Here is a 17029-nt window from a genome sequence, read left to right on the forward strand (position 1 = left end):
GGACCAGCGCATCATCACCATGGCCGTGGAGGCCGGGCGCGCCCCTTCGGCATGTCGGGACGCCTCAGGGCTCGTGCCGGTCCAGGTCGAACTCGCCGTCCCTGGCACCGAGTACGAAGGCCTCCCACTCGGCGGCCGTGTAGCGCAGCACCGTCTCTCGGTCCAGCGAAGACCGCATCGCCACCGCCCCGTCGGGAAGCCGCGCGATCTCCACCCGCTCCTCGTCCGGGCTGGTCCCCGGCGGCCCCTCCCACTCCACGCCACTGATGTCGAGCGCGTACAGCTCGTCCTTCTCCTGCTGAGTGCCCATGGGCGGCCCTTCCTTCGGTGGAGCGGTCTTCCCCGCCGATTATCGGGGAGCCGCCGCCGGTCGGGACGGGTTTCCCCCCGATCCGGCCGGCGCCCGGGATTCCCCGACCTCACATGCCGCCCGGCATCCGGCCGAGCTGGACCAGCGACGTTCCCCTCCGGCGTGAGGCGAAGTAGCCCCGGCCCGGCGGCATCGGACGCGGCCGGACGGTGCCGACCAGATCGCCCTCGGCCGGATCACCGGACAGCACGACGCCCTGCGCGCCCAGCTCCTTGATCCGTTGCATGAACGACTCGTACATCGATCGGGAGGCGCCCGCCGAGCTGCGCGCGATGATGAAGCGCACCCCCGTGTCGCGGGCGAACGGCAGGTACTCCACCAGCGGCGCAAGCGGATTGCCCTGGCTCGTGGCCACCAGGTCGAAGTCGTCGATGATGATGAAGACGTCCGGTCCCGTCCACCAGCTGCGGTCGCGCAGCTGCTGCGGGGTGACGTCCGGCGGAGGTTGCCGCCGCGAGAACACCCCGCCCAGCGCCTCCATGTGCATCTGCAGGGAGCTCGCCATCGGCGCGTACTCCAGCAGGTGCTCCTCCGGCAGCGCCCCGAGCAGGGTCCGCCGGTAGTCGCCCACGACCAGCCGAGCCTGGTCCGGTGTGTAGCGCTCCGCGATCTGCTTGGCGATGAGCCGCAACAGGTTCGTCTTGCCGGACTCGCTCTCGCCGAAGACGAGGAGGAAGGGGTCGGTCTCGAAGTCGACGAACACCGGCTCCAGATCGGTCTCGTCGATGCCGATCGCGATCCCGCGCTCGGGGAACTCCCCACCCTTGGGCAGGTGGTCGCTGTGCAGCAGCCGCGGGAGCAGCCGTACGCCGGGAGCCGCCGGCCCCGCCCAGTTCTGCCGGACCGCCTCCACGAAGGCAGCCGTGGCCTCCGAGAGGTCTTCGGCCTCGTGCGAGCCGTCGATCCGCGGGAGCGCGCCCAGGAAGTGCAGCTTCTCCGCCACCTGACCGCGGCCCGGCATCCCCGTGGGGACGTTCGCCGCGACCTTCCGGTCGAACTCCGAGTCCATCGTGTCGCCGAGCCGCAGCTCCAGCCGACTGAGCATCTGGTCCTTCAGCGCCGCCCGTACCTCCATGTACCGGCCCGCGGTGATCACCACGTGGATGCCGTAACCCAGGCCGCGCGCCGCGATGTCCGTGACGACCTGCTCCAGGACCTCGTACTCGCCGCGGAAGTTGCCCCAGCCGTCGACGATCAGGAACACGTCGCCCCACGGCTCGTTCGGCAGCTCGCCCGCCGCGCGCCGCCGCCGGTAGGTGGCGATCGAGTCGATGTTGTTCGCGCGGAAGAACTCCTCGCGGCGGTTGAGGATGCCCCCCACCTCCGCGACCGTGCGCCGCACCCGCTCCGGGTCCAGACGCGAGGCGATACCGCCCACGTGCGGCAGGTCGGAGACCCCCGACAGGCTGCCACCGCCGAAGTCCAAACCGTAGAACTGCACCTCGCGCGGGGTGTGCGTCAGAGCGAAGGAGGAGATCAGCGTCCGCATCAGCGTCGACTTGCCCGACTGCGGGCCGCCGACCACCATCATGTGGCCCGCCGCGCCGGAGAAGTCCCGGTACAGCACCTCGCGCCGCTGCTCGAACGGCTTGTCGATCAGGCCCAGCGGCACGATCAGCCCGCCCGGCCGTGTGTAGCCCTCCGCGTGCAGCCCGCGCTCCGCGCTCGGTGCCAGCGCCGGAAGCAGCTGGTCCAGCGGCGGAGCCTGGTCGAGCGGCGGCAGCCACACCTGGTGCGCCGGCACCCCCTGGCCCTCCAGTCGGCTCACGATCACGTCCAGCACGGTGTCCGCGAGCGCGTCGTCCTCGCGCGCCGACTGCGCCGCCAGGTACGCCGGGTCCGGGGCGGCGTACACCACCGGCACCGGCGCCGCCGTGAACAGCGCGGGCCGCCGCTCCACCGGGAACTGCCCCACCGACAGGTCCGGCCCGCCCGAGCGGTAGGTGCCCGACACGTACGCCGCCTTGAAGCGCACCATCTCGTCCGTACCGAACTTCAGATAGCCCGAACCGGGCACCGACGGCAGGTGGTAGGCGTCCGGCACGCCGATCGCGGTGCGGGACTCCGCCGCCGAGAAGGTCCGCAGACCGATCCGGTAGGACAGGTACGTGTCCAGGCCGCGCAGCTTGCCCTCTTCCAGCCGCTGGGACGCCAGCAGCAGGTGGACACCCAGCGAACGGCCGATGCGGCCGATCTGGATGAACATGTCGATGAAGTCGGGCTTCGCCGTCAGCAGCTCGCTGAACTCGTCGATGACCAGCACCAGCGAAGCCAGCGGCTCCAGCGGGGCGCCGGCCGCGCGGGCCTTCTCGTAGTCGTGGATGTTCGCGTAGTTGCCCGCCGAACGCAGCAGTTCCTGCCTGCGCTGCAGCTCGCCGCGGATCGAGTCGCCCATGCGGTCCACGAGCGTGAGGTCATCCGCCAGGTTCGTGATCACCGCGGCGACGTGCGGCATCTGGCCCATGCCGGTGAAGGTCGCACCGCCCTTGAAGTCGGCGAGCACGAAGTTCAGCGTCTCCGAGGTGTGGGTGACCGCCAGACCCAGCACCAGCGTGCGCAGCAGCTCCGACTTGCCGGAACCGGTCGCACCCACGCACAGGCCGTGCGGTCCCATGCCCTCCTGCGCAGCCTCCTTCAGGTCCAGCATCACCGGGGCGCCGTCCTCGCCGACGCCGATCGGCACGCGCAGCCGCTCGCCGGCGGACCGCGGCCGCCAGGTCCGCGCCACGTCGACCGCGGCGGCGTCACCCAGGTTCAGCAGGTCGGTGAAGTCCAGGTTCGCCAGCAGCGGCTCGTCGTCGTCCCCGCCACCCGTGCGCAGCGGCGCCAGCTGCCGTGCCAGAGCCTCTGCCGCGGGCAGCGACAGACTGTCCGGCACGCCCTCGTACGCGAGGCCGCCGCCAGATTCCAGGAGCAGCCGGCCCGGACGCACCACGACCGACAGGCCGCCGCGCGGCTCGTCCAGCTCGCCCGCGACCACCTCGACGATGGTGACGCCCTGCAGGCCCTCGGCCGCCGCGAACACCGAGTCCGGGGGCACCATGCCCCCGTCCAGCACCACCACCAGGTGCGGCTGGTCCAGTACGGGGGACACGTCGCGGCTGAACCGCGGGCGCCCCTCCAGCCGCGACGCCAGCATCCCCTCCAGTTCGGCGAGGTCGTCGCCGAACAGCCGCTTCGTACCCGCCCCGTCGACCTGCCCTGGCAGCTGGGTGTGGGGCAACCACTTCGTCCAGTCCCACGAGGGCACCGCACCGGGCGCGGCCACCACGGCCACCATCAGGTCCTCGGGGGAGTGCAGCGTCGCCAGCTGCGCGACCATCGCCCGCGCCGCACCGCGCGCCGACTCTGGCTCCCCCGACACGGCCACGTGGTAGAAGGCGCGCATCGACACCGCCATCGGCAGCCCGTCCAGCGAGGAGTGCACCTTCAGGAAGCGCTGCATCGCGCCCGCCGTCAGCGGCTCCAGCTCGTCCACCGGCGCGGTCTCGGGCGCCACCAGAGGGGTCGCCAGACGCTGCGCACCCAGCCCCAGCCGGGCCTGGCCGAAGTCCGGATCGCCGACCCGCCGCTCCCACAGCCGCGATCCGTCGGCCACCACCGACCACAACTGCTCCGGAGACGGGTGCAGGTACAGCTGCGCGTCACGCTGCGCCCGGGCGGTCCGCCGCACCTGACGGCGCGTCTGGGCGAGGTACTTGAGATAGTCCCGGCGTACATCGGCCATTTGCCCCTGCGTACCGCGCCGGTAGCGCACCAGCTGTGCCACGACCATGCCCACCGTCGACGCCAGCATCAGCACGCCCATGATGCGCATGAAGGGGGCCGCACCCGGCATGAAGAAGAAGACGACGGACGAGCCCATGCCGAGCATCGGCAGGAGCTGCATCAGCATGCCCTCCTGCTGCCCGCGCGGAAGTTCGGGAGGCGCCTCCAGCCGCAGCTCCTCCGAGGGGACCTCGGGCGGCAGGGACCGCGGCGGGCGTTTGACGACGATCTGGCTCACCGGAGCATCAATCCCTCGAAAACGGACGGGACGTCGCAACCGGCGCCCCCAAGTCCCGGGCGCGCAGGGGGTATCCCCAGCGCGACGGTGATCCTACTTGCCGACTGTCGCTCATACGCCCGGTAGGGTGTCGCGCGCAGCATGCGCATCCGCGAATCGAGTACGGACGCGGACACCAACCAAGGGGGTCACGCAGGTGAGTACGGCCGGGACGACGGGTTTCTGCAGGGTCACCGTCGTGGCCCCCGACAGCCGCATCGACGTCGCCCTCCCCGAGGACATCGCCGTCGCCGACGTCTACCCCGAGCTGCTCCGCCTCACCGGCCAGACCCAGCCCGTCGGCGCCCCCACCGGCTTCCATCTCGTACGCCGCTCCGGAACCGTCCTGGACGGCGCCCGCACCCTCGCCGCCCAGCAGGTCCTCGACGGCGAGGTGCTCAGCCTGCGCCCGTTCGCCGAGTCCCTGCCGCCGGCCGTCTTCGACGACGTCTCCGACGCCGTTGCCTCGGCCGTCGTCCGTGACCGGCACCGCTGGAGCGACGACATGCTGCGCGCCGCGGGTCTCGCCGGCTCCGCCGTGCTGCTGGTCATGCTGGGCTTCGTCCTCTGGTACGCGGACCCCGTCCGCCACGACATGCACGGCCTGCCCGGGGTCATCGCCGGCGCCGTCGGCATCCTGCTCACCGCCGTGGCCGGGGTGCGCGCCCGCGTCTACCGGGACCGCCTCTCCGCCGTCGCCCTCGGCCTCGGAGCCCTCCCGCACCTGCTGATCGCCGGATCCGGGATCATCGGCCCCGCCACCGGCCAGGGGCCCGGCCGACTGCAGTTCCTCCTGGGGTGCGTCTGCGTCCTGGTCGCCTCCGTCGCCCTCGTCGCGCTCACCCCCAGCGGCGACGCCCCCTTCGTCGCGGCCACCTTCGTCGCCGCCACCGGCACCCTGGCGACCTTCGCCGCGATCGCCACCGAGGCCTCCGCTACCTACGCGGCCGCCGTCTGCGCGCCCGTCGCCATCGGCCTCGTCGCCTTCCTCCCCGGCCTCTCCGCGCGCTTCGCCCGCCTGCCCATCGGCTACGCGGCCCCGCAGAGCGCGGTCGACGAGTACGTCGATCACGCGGTGGCCCCGGACCGCTACGACACCGAGCCCTACGGCGACCAGGCCGGCGCGGACCACAACGAGCAGGGTGCCCCGCTCGACGCCGAGGCGATCGCCGCCCAGGCCCGCCGGGGCCACGAGATGCTGCTCGGCCTCGTCGGCGGCTGTGCCGCCGTCGCCGTCGGCGCCGCCGCCGTCCTGGGCTTCTCCGACAACACCTGGGGCCGCCTGCTGGCCCTGGCCACCGGGCTCGCCATGCTGCTGCGCGCCCGCCTCTTCCGCTATACCTCCCAGGTCGTGTGCGCCCTGGCCGCCGGCCTCGCCGCCGTCGCGCTGCTGATCCTCGGCCTGTCGCTGCACCCGCCGCAGGCCCTGCTCGACGCCCTCGTGATGGAGCAGGACCGCAGCGGACTGGACCTCCGCACGATCTGGCTCACCGCGGCCGTCGCCGCCGGCGCCGCCCTCCTCGCGGGAATTGCGCTTGTCATCCCCCGCAAGGGCCTGTCACCCTTCTGGGGAAGGCTGCTCGACCTCACCGAGGCGGCGGTCCTGCTCAGCCTGGTGCCGCTGACCCTTGCCGTGCTCGACGTGTACGCCCGGGCCCGGGCTCTCACCAGCTGAGACGGGGCGGAGCGGCAGCCTGGTACGCTGTGTGACGGCCGTTTGTGTACGCGTCTCCCGGATTCCCCTCGGAGGGTCTGTGGACTGCGCTCAGCGGACCCCGCCTCCCGAGTAACGGAAGCTCCCCAGAGACTCAGACCTGGGGCACTCGGTGGCAACGAAGACCAAACGAGGAGTACGCGTGCCGCTCGACGCCGCTACGAAGAAGCAGATCATCACCGAGTTCGGTGCCAAGGAGGGCGACACCGGCTCCCCCGAGGTCCAGGTCGCGATGCTGTCCCGCCGCATCTCGGACCTGACCGAGCACCTCAAGACCCACAAGCACGACCACCACTCCCGTCGTGGTCTGCTGATCCTGGTCGGCCAGCGTCGCCGCCTGCTGCAGTACCTGGCCAAGAAGGACATCCAGCGCTTCCGTACGCTGGTCGAGCGCCTCGGCATCCGCCGCGGTGCGGCCGGCGCCAAGTAAGACGCCGTGAAGGGAGCGGTTCCCACATCCGGGGGCCGCTCCCTTTGCTGTACGTGCGGTACGGACCGGTCCCTTTGTAGTCTGGAACGGACGCACGTGTACGTCCGACGACGAGACGTGCACAACTGAAGAGGAGGAGCGCCCTCCCACGCCGCCGGTCCTCGGTAGTGGCACCCGGAATGCCCCGCACGGGCAACGGACCGGGTGCTTCGATCGAAGACCGGCCAGCACCCCAGGAGCGCTTCTCCGCAACCGTCCTCCGCCACACGGGCGGCGGACGGAGACGACGAAAATGGAGAAAACGCTAGTGGAGAACGAGACCCACTACGCCGAGGCCGTCATTGACAACGGTTCCTTCGGCACCCGCACCATCCGCTTCGAGACGGGCCGCCTGGCCCGCCAGGCCGCCGGCTCCGCCGTCGCCTACCTGGACGACGACACGATGGTGCTGTCCGCCACCACCGCGTCGAAGAAGCCCAAGGACCAGCTCGACTTCTTCCCCCTGACGGTGGACGTCGAGGAGCGGCAGTACGCGGCCGGCAAGATCCCCGGCTCCTTCTTCCGCCGTGAGGGCCGCCCCTCCGAGGACGCGATCCTCACCTGCCGCCTGATCGACCGCCCGCTGCGCCCGTCCTTCAAGAAGGGCCTGCGCAACGAGATCCAGGTCGTCGCCACCGTCATGGCGCTCAACCCGGACCACCTGTACGACGTCATCGCGATCAACGCCGCGTCCGCGTCCACGCAGCTCGCCGGCCTGCCCTTCTCCGGCCCGATCGGCGGCGTCCGCGTCGCGCTGATCCGCGGCCAGTGGGTGGCGTTCCCGACGCACACCGAGCTCGAGGACGCCGTCTTCGACATGGTGGTCGCCGGCCGCACCCTGGAGGACGGCGACGTCGCGATCATGATGGTCGAGGCCGAGGCCACCGAGAAGACCATCGCCCTCGTCAAGGGCGGCGCCGAGGCGCCGACCGAGGAGATCGTGGCCGCGGGCCTCGAAGCCGCGAAGCCGTTCATCAAGGTCCTCTGCAAGGCCCAGGCCGACCTGGCCGCCAAGGCCGCCAAGCCCGAGGGCGAGTTCCCGGTCTTCCTGGACTACCAGGACGACGTCTACGAGGCCCTCGCGGCCGCCGTCAAGGGCGAGCTCTCCCAGGCGCTGACCATCGCGGGCAAGCAGGACCGCGAGGCCGAGCTGGACCGCGTCAAGGAGATCGCCGCCGAGAAGCTCCTCCCGGCCTTCGAGGGCCGCGAGAAGGAGATCTCCGCCGCCTACCGCAGCCTGACCAAGGCCCTGGTGCGCGAGCGCGTCATCAAGGACAAGGTCCGCATCGACGGCCGCGGGATCACCGACATCCGCACCCTCGCCGCCGAGGTCGAGGCCATCCCGCGCGTGCACGGCTCGGCGCTCTTCGAGCGTGGCGAGACCCAGATCCTGGGCGTCACCACCCTCAACATGCTCCGCATGGAGCAGCAGCTGGACACCCTCTCCCCGGTGACCCGCAAGCGCTACATGCACAACTACAACTTCCCGCCGTACTCCGTTGGCGAGACCGGCCGCGTCGGTTCGCCCAAGCGCCGCGAGATCGGCCACGGCGCGCTCGCCGAGCGCGCGATCGTGCCGGTCCTGCCCACCCGCGAGGAGTTCCCCTACGCGATCCGCCAGGTGTCCGAGGCCCTCGGCTCCAACGGCTCGACGTCCATGGGCTCGGTCTGCGCCTCCACCATGTCGCTGCTGAACGCCGGTGTGCCCCTCAAGGCCCCCGTCGCCGGTATCGCCATGGGCCTGATCTCCCAGGAGATCGACGGCAAGACCCACTACGTCGCCCTCACCGACATCCTCGGTGCGGAGGACGCCTTCGGCGACATGGACTTCAAGGTCGCCGGCACCAAGGAGTTCGTCACCGCGCTCCAGCTGGACACCAAGCTCGACGGCATCCCGGCCTCCGTCCTGGCCGCCGCCCTCAAGCAGGCCCGCGACGCCCGTCTCCACATCCTCGACGTGATGATGGAAGCGATCGACACGCCGGACGAGATGTCCCCGAACGCCCCGCGGATCATCACCGTCAAGATCCCGGTGGACAAGATCGGTGAGGTCATCGGCCCCAAGGGCAAGATGATCAACCAGATCCAGGAGGACACCGGCGCCGAGATCACGATCGAGGACGACGGCACCATCTACATCGGTGCCGCGGACGGACCGGCCGCCGAGGCCGCCCGCGCCACGATCAACGGCATCGCCAACCCGACCATGCCGGAGGTCGGCGAGCGCTACCTGGGTACGGTCGTCAAGACCACCACCTTCGGTGCCTTCGTCTCCCTGCTCCCCGGCAAGGACGGCCTGCTGCACATCTCGCAGATCCGCAAGCTCGCCGGTGGCAAGCGCGTGGAGAACGTCGAGGACGTGCTCGGGGTCGGCGCCAAGGTCCAGGTCGAGATCGCCGAGATCGACCAGCGCGGCAAGCTCTCCCTGATCCCCGTGATCGAGGGCGAGGACGCCGCCGACGAGGCTGACAAGGACGACTCCGACAAGTGACGTCGCGTAGTTCCCGTGTGACGGCCCGCCCCTCTTCGGAGGGGCGGGCCGTCGCCCGTACCCAAACCCTGCTCAAGGGGCAGAACGGCATCGGCACCGTGCGCCGCACCGTCCTGCCCGGCGGACTGCGCGTCGTCACCGAGACGCTGCCCTCCGTCCGCTCCGCCACCTTCGGCATCTGGGCGCACGTCGGCTCCCGCGACGAGACGCCCACGCTGAACGGCGCCACGCACTACCTGGAGCACCTCCTCTTCAAGGGCACCGCCAGGCGCAGCGCCCTCGACATCTCCTCCGCGATCGATGCGGTCGGCGGCGAGATGAACGCCTTCACGGCGAAGGAGTACACCTGCTACTACGCACGGGTGCTCGACACCGACCTGCCGCTCGCCATCGACGTGGTCTGCGACATGCTCACCGGCTCGCTGATCCGCGAGGAGGACGTCGACGCCGAGCGCGGGGTCATCCTCGAAGAGATCGCGATGACCGAGGACGACCCGGGCGACATGGTCCACGACCTGTTTGCGCAGACCATGTACGGTGACACCCCGCTGGGCCGGCCCGTCCTGGGCACCGTCGACACGATCAACGCCCTCGGCGCCGACCGGATCCGCCGCTTCTACAAGAAGCACTACGACCCGACCCACCTGGTCGTGGCCGCCGCAGGCAACGTCGACCACAACAAGGTCGTACGCCAGGTCCGCGCCGCCTTCGAGAGGGCCGGTGCCCTGACCCGCACCGACGCGGAGCCGATCGGCCCGCGCACCGGCACCCGGCGCATCCGCTCCGCCGGCCGGGTCGACCTGGTGAGCCGCAAGACCGAGCAGGCGCACGTGGTCCTCGGCATGCCCGGCCTGGCTCGCACGGACGGGCGCCGCTGGGCGCTCGGTGTGCTGAACACCGCCCTCGGTGGCGGCATGTCCTCCCGCCTCTTCCAGGAGGTCCGCGAGAAGCGGGGCCTGGCCTACAGCGTGTACTCGTACACCTCGGGCTTCGCCGACACCGGCCTCTTCGGCGTGTACGCGGGCTGCCGGCCCAGCCAGGTCCACGACGTCCTGCGGATCTGCCGCGACGAGCTCGACAAGGTCGCCGCCGACGGGATCGGCGACGAGGAGATCAAGCGGGCCATCGGCCAGCTCTCGGGCTCCACCGTCCTCGGCCTGGAGGACACCGGCGCGCTCATGAACCGGATCGGCAAGAGCGAGCTGTGCTGGGGCGACCAGATGTCGGTCGACGACATGCTCGCCCAGATCGCTGCCGTGACCCCGGACGACGTCCGCGCGGTCGCCCAGGACGTGCTGGCCCAGCGGCCCTCGCTGGCGGTCATCGGCCCGCTGAAGGAGAAGCAGGCCGCCCGCCTCGACGGGGTCGTCGCCTAGGGGGTGCCTCGCCGATCATGCCGGGCTCGCGGGGCCTGGCGCCCGATCCGGCCTGATCGGCAAGACACCCCTCGATTCCGTACACAGGTAAGGAAGTGACTATGAGCAAGCTGCGCGTGGCAGTCCTCGGGGCCGGGGGCCGGATCGGCTCCGAGGCCGTCAAGGCCATCGAGGCGGCGGAGGACATGGAGCTGGTTGCGGCGCTCGGCCGCGGTGACAGCCTCCAGACGTTGGCCGAGACCGGCGCCCAGGTCGCGGTCGAGCTGACCACCCCCGCCTCCGTGATGGACAACCTTGAGTTTCTCGTCCGCCACGGCATCCACGGGGTGGTCGGCACCACCGGCTGGACCGAGGACCGCCTCGCCCGGCTGGACACGTGGCTCGCCGCTTCCCCGAAGACCGGTGTGCTCATCGCGCCGAACTTCTCCATCGGTGCCGTCCTCACCATGAAGTTCGCCGCCCAGGCCGCCCGCTACTTCGAGTCCGTCGAGGTCGTCGAGCTGCACCACCCCAACAAGGCCGACGCCCCCTCCGGTACGGCGACCCGTACCGCGCAGCTGATCGCGGCCGCCCGTGCCGAGGCCGGCCTGGGCGCGCAGCCCGACGCCACGGCCACCGCCCTCGACGGTGCGCGCGGGGCGGACGTCGACGGCGTACCGGTCCACGCGGTCCGCCTGCGCGGCCTGCTCGCGCACCAGGAGGTCCTCCTCGGCGGCGAGGGCGAAACCCTGACCATCCGCCACGACTCCCTGCACCACAGCAGCTTCATGCCGGGCATCCTGCTCGGCGCGCGCCGCGTGGCGCAGACCCCGGGCCTCACCTTCGGCCTGGAAAACTTCCTCGACCTGGGCTGACCGGACTGATTCACGATGCGCGCGAAGATCACGTATTTCATCACGGCCGCCGTGCTGGTCGTCTACTTCGTCCTGGTCGGCAGCCGGGGACTGCTGCTGATCCGACAGGGCACCTGGCTCACCGTCACCTTCGGGGTGGCCGTGCTGATCCTGCCGTTCATCGGCGTCTGGTTCCTGTGGAAGAACACGCAGTTCGTCACCAGGGCCAACCAGCTGGCCGTTGAGCTGGAGGCCGAGGGCGGACTGCCCGTGGACGAGCTGGAGCGCGACCAGTACGGCCGGATCCTGCGGGATTCCGCCGACGAGGTCTTCGCACGCCGCAAGGCCGAGACCGAGGACGCGCCGGGGGACTGGCGCAGCTGGTTCCGGCTGGCCGTCGCCTACCACGACGCCCGGGACACCCCGCGGGCGCGCAAGGCCATGCAGCGGGCGATCGCCCTGCACGACAAGAAGCCCGTACAGGTCTGACACCTGTACGGGCCCTTCGCGGCGTGTCCCGTCGTACCCCGCGACCCGGGGTCAGGCGGGCACCGGCCGGTACTCCTCGGCCCAGGCTTCGACCGCGTCCGCGGCCCGGTCGAAGGCCTCGGCCCGTGACAGGAAGTCGGCGCTGTGGTCGGTCAGCAGCACCGGCGGCTCCTCGACGCCCCGGGCGGACACCGTCAGTGCCTGCCCCTGAACGGTCCGCGGCAGGCCGAGCCAGCGCACCGGCTGCTGCACCGTGCGGATCTCGGTGACAGCGTTCCAGGCGATCGTCCGGGTGACGAAGAAGCCGACCCTGCGCAGGCCCGTACGGCTGACCCATACGCCCACGCGCAGCATCTGCAGCGCCGAAGCGAGGACGGCGAGTGCGGCGACCAGGCACGCGCCCGCGCCGGCCCAGCCGCCGCCGGCGAAGGCGACGATCATGGTGGCCAGGAGCATGAAGGCGGACAGCAGCAGCAGCACCGCGGAGATGGCCACGCGCCAGGGGCCGGGCCGGTAGGGGCGTTGCCAGCGGTCGTCGTCGGCGTGGGCCAGGACCTCGTCGCCGTCGTCGTCCGCGTCGGACACGCCGTCGGCCGTCAGGAAGGGCAGGGGCACGGCTGGACCTCACTCACATGCACGTTCGGTAGGGCTGTGCCCGTGAGGCTACCGCCCCTCGGACGCAGTCGACTGCTGCGACTTCTCCGGGGCCTTGTTCGGCTGCAGTGCGGGTATTCCGAAGAGCAGCGAGCCGGCGAGCCCCGCGACCACGGTCAGGCCGACCAGACTACGGGCGGTCAACTGGGCCCTGCCCAGGCGCTCGCGCGGCGGTGGAGTGACATTGCTGCGGAAGCGGTCGGCCTCGGCGACGAAGGCGAACGGGACGGGTTCGCTCCGGCGAAACATGAGAGGCAATCTCCTCGGGCTCGATGCGTGTGCGTTCTGTCCTGTAGGACGTACGGGCCGCCCAATCCGTGCCGGATATGCGGACATCGACCGGAATTCGTGGCTGCGCGTCAGCTGCGCCGGTGCACCGGCGGCAGGTGAGCGTGCACGGGGACCGGCGAGGCGCGCCGTAGAGTGGGCGCGCCCCAGGACGCACGTTTGGAAGGACCCCCGGTGAGCGAGACCGCCGCTTCAGATCTGAAACCCAGCTTCCGCAGCGACGTGACGGTGGAGCTGGTAAAGCACTCCGCCGCCGACTCCGACGTGCTCTGGGCGGCTCGCGTCTCCACGGCCGGCGAGCAGTCGCTGGAGGAGCTCCAGAAGGACCCGGAGCGCTCGAAGGGGCTCATCAATTACCTGATGCGGGACCGTCACGGCAGCCCCTTCGAGCACAACTCGATGACCTTCTTCATCAGCGCCCCGATCTTCGTCTTCCGCGAGTTCATGCGGCACCGCGTGGGCTGGTCGTACAACGAGGAGTCGGGCCGCTACAGGGAGCTCGAACCGGTCTTCTACGTCCCCGACGCCGAGCGCAAGCTCGTCCAGGAGGGCCGCCCCGGCAAGTACGTCTTCGTCGAGGGCACCCAGGCGCAGCAAGAGCTGACCGCGCGCGTCATGGAGGACTCGTACGTTCAGGCGTACGAGGCCTACCGGGAGATGCTCGCCGCGGGCGTAGCCCGAGAGGTGGCCCGTTCGGTCCTGCCGGTCGGCCTGTTCTCCTCGATGTACGCCACCTGCAACGCGCGCTCGCTGATGCACTTCCTCGGTCTGCGCACCCAGCACGAGCTCGCCACCGTCCCGTCCTTCCCGCAGCGGGAGATCGAGATGGTCGGCGAGAAGATGGAGCAGCACTGGGCCCGGCTCATGCCGCTGACGTACGCCGCGTACAACGGCAACGGTCGCGTTGCCCCGTAAGGGCCGTTGCAGGCCGATGTGCCCGCAGCGTACAGATGTACGGAGTCAAGTCCGAAGTGTCCGTATTGCGACGTTTCGTAAACTTCATCTAGGCTGATCAAACGGACCCGGCACTGCCTGAACCCCCGAGCAGGCAGTGCCGGCGTCCAACACCCTGTTGACGTCCCCCGAGGGGACACCGCGAGCATGGCAGCGAGTAGCGTGTTACCCATGGCTCCGATCTCGACTCCGCAGACCCCCTTCGGGCGGGTCCTCACCGCCATGATCACGCCGTTCGCGGCGGATGGCGCTCTCGATCTCGACGGCGCGCAGCAGCTCGCCGTCCACCTGGTGGACGCAGGCAACGACGGTCTGATCATCAACGGCACCACCGGCGAGTCGCCCACCACCACCGACGCGGAGAAAAACGACCTCGTACGAGCCGTCCTCGAAGCCGTCGGAGACCGCGCCCACGTGGTCGCCGGCATCGGTACGAACGACACCCGCCACACGCTGGAGCTGGCCCGCCAGGCCGAGCGCACCGGCGCACACGGCCTGCTCGCCGTGACCCCGTACTACAGCAAGCCCCCGCAGGAGGGCCTCTACCGGCACTTCACGGCGATCGCCGACGCCACCGAGCTGCCGGTCATGCTCTACGACATCCCCGGCCGCAGCGGTGTCCCGATCGAGACCGAAACCCTGGTCCGGCTGGCCGAGCACCCCCGTATCGTGGCCAACAAGGACGCCAAGGGCGACCTCGGCCAGGCCGGCTGGGCGATCGCACGGAGCGGCCTCGCCTGGTACTCGGGCGACGACATGCTGAACCTGCCGCTCCTGTCAGTGGGCGCCGTCGGCTTCGTCTCCGTCGTGGGCCACCTGGTCACGCCCGAGCTGCGGGCGATGCTGGAGGCCCACCTCGCCGGAGACGTCCAGAAGGCTGCCGAGATCCACCAGAAGCTGCTCCCCGTCTTCACCGGGATGTTCCGCACCCAGGGTGTGATGACGACCAAGGCCGCGCTGAAGCTCCAGGGCCTGCCGGCCGGCCCGCTGCGACTCCCGCTGATCGAACTGACCGACGAAGAGACGGCCCAGCTCAAGATCGATCTTGCCGCGGGCGGGGTACAGCTCTGACAACAGACTTCACAACTCAATAAGCACCACCGAACAAATACAGAGCAGACAACAGCAAGTGCACGAATGACATGCGCGCCACGTGCCTTCCGGGTACGTGGCGTGCGTGGTGAGGAGACACTTTTGAGCCATCCGCATCCGGAACTCGGTCCGCCGCCGAAGCTGCCCAAGGGCGGCCTCAGGGTCACCCCCCTGGGTGGCCTCGGCGAGATCGGCCGCAACATGACCGTCTTCGAGTACGACGGCCGCCTCCTGATCGTCGACTGCGGTGTCCTTTTCCCCGAGGAGGAGCAGCCCGGCATCGACCTGATCCTGCCGGACTTCTCGTCCATCCGGGACCGCCTCGACGACATCGAGGGCATCGTCCTCACCCACGGCCACGAAGACCACATCGGCGCCGTCCCCTACCTCCTGCGGGAGAAGCCGGACATCCCGCTGATCGGCTCCAAGCTGACGCTGGCCCTCATCGAGGCCAAGCTCCAGGAGCACCGCATCCGCCCCTACACCCTTGAGGTGAAGGAGGGGGAGCGCGAGGGCCTCGGCCCCTTCGACTGTGAGTTCATCGCGGTCAACCACTCCATCCCGGACGCGCTGGCCGTGGCCATCCGCACGGGCGCGGGCCTGGTCGTCGCCACCGGCGACTTCAAGATGGACCAGCTCCCGCTGGACAAGCGGCTCACGGACCTGCACGCCTTCGCGCGCCTGAGCGAGGAGGGCATCGACCTCCTGCTGTCCGACTCGACGAACGCCGAGGTCCCGGGCTTCGTCCCGCCGGAGCGCGAGATCTCCACGGTCCTGCGGAACGTCTTCGCCAACGCCCACCACCGGATCATCGTGGCCAGCTTCGCCAGCCACGTGCACCGCATCCAGCAGATCCTCGACGCCGCCCACGAGTACGGCCGCCGGGTCGCCTTCGTCGGCCGTTCGATGGTCCGCAACATGGGTATCGCCCGCGACCTGGGATACCTCCGGGTCCCGGCGGGCCTCGTCGTGGACGTCAAGACGCTCGACGACCTGCCGCCCGAGGAGGTCGTGCTGGTCTGCACCGGCTCCCAGGGCGAGCCGATGGCGGCGCTGTCCCGCATGGCGAACCGCGACCACCAGATCCGGATCGTCCCCGGCGACACGGTGATCCTGGCGTCGTCCCTGATCCCGGGCAACGAGAACGCCGTCTACCGCGTGATCAACGGCCTGACCCGCTGGGGCGCCAACGTCGTCCACAAGGGCAATGCCAAGGTGCACGTCTCGGGCCACGCCTCGGCCGGCGAGCTGCTGTACTTCTACAACATCTGCAAGCCGCGGAACCTGATGCCGGTCCACGGCGAATGGCGCCACCTGCGTGCCAATGCCGAACTCGGTGCCATGACGGGCGTCCCCAAGGACCGGATCGTCATCGCCGAGGACGGCGTCGTCGTCGACCTCGTCGACGGCAAGGCCCGTATTTCCGGAAAGGTGCAGGCCGGCTACGTCTACGTGGACGGCCTCTCGGTCGGCGACGTCACCGAGTCCTCCCTCAAGGACCGCCGGATCCTCGGCGACGAGGGCATCATCTCGGTCTACGTCGTGGTGGACAGCACCACCGGCAAGGTGGTCAGCGGCCCGAACATCCAGGCCCGCGGCTCCGGCATCGACGACGCGGCCTTCGGCCCGGTCATCACGAAGATCGAGGAAGCCATCGCCCGCGCCGCGGCCGACGGGGTTGCCGAACCGCACCAGATCCAGCAGCTCGTCCGTCGCACGATGGGCAAGTGGGTCTCGGACAGCTACCGCCGGCGCCCGATGATCCTCCCGGTCGTCGTCGAGGTCTGATCCAGGCCCTCGCCTTAGCGCCGTCACCGGAGCGGGGCAACCGGATTTGCATCCGGGGGCCCCGCTCCAGTACGTTTACGTCTCCACCCAGCAAGGCAACCCGGAACACACGTGTGTCCGGGCCCAGTCGTGCGGCCGGTGGCAATCAGACCCGGGGAAACCTGATATGGTCTGATCCGCCCGAAAGGGAAAGGCCCTCCAACGGCCTCAGAATTCCAATCCAAGCCGATTGCAACTTTCGAGAAGCAAGGCGCGGAAATGGTCTGGTAAGGTTGGAATCGCCGGAAAGGGAAACGCAAAAGCGGAAACCTGGAAAGCGCCGAGGAAATCGGACACGAAAGAGTCTGATAGAGTCGGAAACGCAAGACAGTAGAACGAAAGCCCGGAGGAAAGCCGCAGCGAGTGTCGCTGGGGTGAGTACAAAGGAAGCGTCCGTTCCTTGAGAACTCAACAGCGTGCCAAAAAT

13 protein-coding genes are annotated in these 17029 nt (G+C 70.1%); 9 read left to right on the forward strand and 4 right to left on the reverse strand.

Going from position 1 to position 17029, the window contains the following annotated elements; genetic code table 11:
- Nucleotides 1-64 precede the first annotated feature (64 nt).
- On the reverse strand, nucleotides 65-310 hold the full coding sequence (locus ACFW2G_RS31415) for a DUF397 domain-containing protein (protein WP_030651192.1): 246 nt from the start codon (nucleotides 308-310) through the stop codon (nucleotides 65-67).
- A 109-nt stretch (nucleotides 311-419) separates the two neighbouring features.
- A complete protein-coding gene (locus tag ACFW2G_RS31420; protein ID WP_037928549.1) occupies nucleotides 420-4376 on the reverse strand; it encodes a type VII secretion protein EccC in 3957 nt (1318 codons plus the stop codon).
- Between the two features lie 196 nt (nucleotides 4377-4572).
- Here ACFW2G_RS31420 and eccD point away from each other — a divergent pair, with 196 nt between their 5' ends.
- The 6 genes from eccD (at nucleotide 4573) to ACFW2G_RS31450 (ending at nucleotide 11787) form a co-directional block, all read left to right on the forward strand.
- Entirely contained in the window at nucleotides 4573-6090 is a 1518-nt protein-coding gene (gene eccD / locus ACFW2G_RS31425) for a type VII secretion integral membrane protein EccD (RefSeq protein ID WP_384585329.1), read from the forward strand.
- A 181-nt stretch (nucleotides 6091-6271) separates the two neighbouring features.
- Nucleotides 6272-6559: a 30S ribosomal protein S15 gene (gene rpsO, locus ACFW2G_RS31430; RefSeq protein ID WP_030011220.1), complete on the forward strand. Its 288-nt coding sequence runs from the start codon at nucleotides 6272-6274 to the stop codon at nucleotides 6557-6559.
- A 307-nt stretch (nucleotides 6560-6866) separates the two neighbouring features.
- Nucleotides 6867-9089 carry a polyribonucleotide nucleotidyltransferase gene (locus tag ACFW2G_RS31435; protein ID WP_037928555.1) on the forward strand — a complete coding sequence of 741 codons (2223 nt, stop codon included), beginning with the start codon at nucleotides 6867-6869 and terminating at the stop codon, nucleotides 9087-9089.
- The gene (locus ACFW2G_RS31440) at nucleotides 9086-10465 is read left to right on the forward strand and encodes a pitrilysin family protein (protein WP_037928558.1); all 1380 of its coding nucleotides are present in this window, start codon (nucleotides 9086-9088) and stop codon (nucleotides 10463-10465) included. The genes ACFW2G_RS31435 and ACFW2G_RS31440 overlap by 4 nt, the downstream gene beginning before the upstream one ends.
- A 101-nt stretch (nucleotides 10466-10566) precedes the next feature.
- Nucleotides 10567-11319, forward strand: a complete 753-nt coding sequence (gene dapB / locus ACFW2G_RS31445) for a 4-hydroxy-tetrahydrodipicolinate reductase (protein ID WP_384455017.1) — start codon at nucleotides 10567-10569, stop codon at nucleotides 11317-11319.
- Nucleotides 11320-11334: 15 nt separating this feature from the next.
- Nucleotides 11335-11787 (forward strand): hypothetical protein, encoded by a 453-nt coding sequence (locus ACFW2G_RS31450; protein WP_037928564.1) that lies wholly within the window; start codon nucleotides 11335-11337, stop codon nucleotides 11785-11787.
- A 51-nt stretch (nucleotides 11788-11838) separates the two neighbouring features.
- Here ACFW2G_RS31450 and ACFW2G_RS31455 read toward each other — a convergent pair whose 3' ends face one another.
- A complete protein-coding gene (locus tag ACFW2G_RS31455) occupies nucleotides 11839-12402 on the reverse strand; it encodes a hypothetical protein (protein ID WP_384455023.1) in 564 nt (187 codons plus the stop codon).
- 48 nt (nucleotides 12403-12450) lie between these two features.
- The gene (locus ACFW2G_RS31460; protein WP_037928571.1) at nucleotides 12451-12690 is read right to left on the reverse strand and encodes a hypothetical protein; all 240 of its coding nucleotides are present in this window, start codon (nucleotides 12688-12690) and stop codon (nucleotides 12451-12453) included.
- Between the two features lie 213 nt (nucleotides 12691-12903).
- Between ACFW2G_RS31460 and thyX the strand changes: the two genes are divergently transcribed.
- The 3 genes from thyX (at nucleotide 12904) to ACFW2G_RS31475 (ending at nucleotide 16563) form a co-directional block, all read left to right on the forward strand.
- A complete protein-coding gene (gene thyX, locus ACFW2G_RS31465) occupies nucleotides 12904-13644 on the forward strand; it encodes an FAD-dependent thymidylate synthase (protein ID WP_037928573.1) in 741 nt (246 codons plus the stop codon).
- 210 nt (nucleotides 13645-13854) lie between these two features.
- Nucleotides 13855-14754: a 4-hydroxy-tetrahydrodipicolinate synthase gene (dapA, locus tag ACFW2G_RS31470; RefSeq protein ID WP_384455027.1), complete on the forward strand. Its 900-nt coding sequence runs from the start codon at nucleotides 13855-13857 to the stop codon at nucleotides 14752-14754.
- Between the two features lie 123 nt (nucleotides 14755-14877).
- Nucleotides 14878-16563 carry a ribonuclease J gene (locus ACFW2G_RS31475; RefSeq protein WP_384585333.1) on the forward strand — a complete coding sequence of 562 codons (1686 nt, stop codon included), beginning with the start codon at nucleotides 14878-14880 and terminating at the stop codon, nucleotides 16561-16563.
- Nucleotides 16564-17029 lie beyond the last annotated feature (466 nt).

Source organism: Streptomyces sp. NPDC058880 (assembly GCF_042742535.1).
GTDB lineage: Bacteria > Actinomycetota > Actinomycetes > Streptomycetales > Streptomycetaceae > Streptomyces.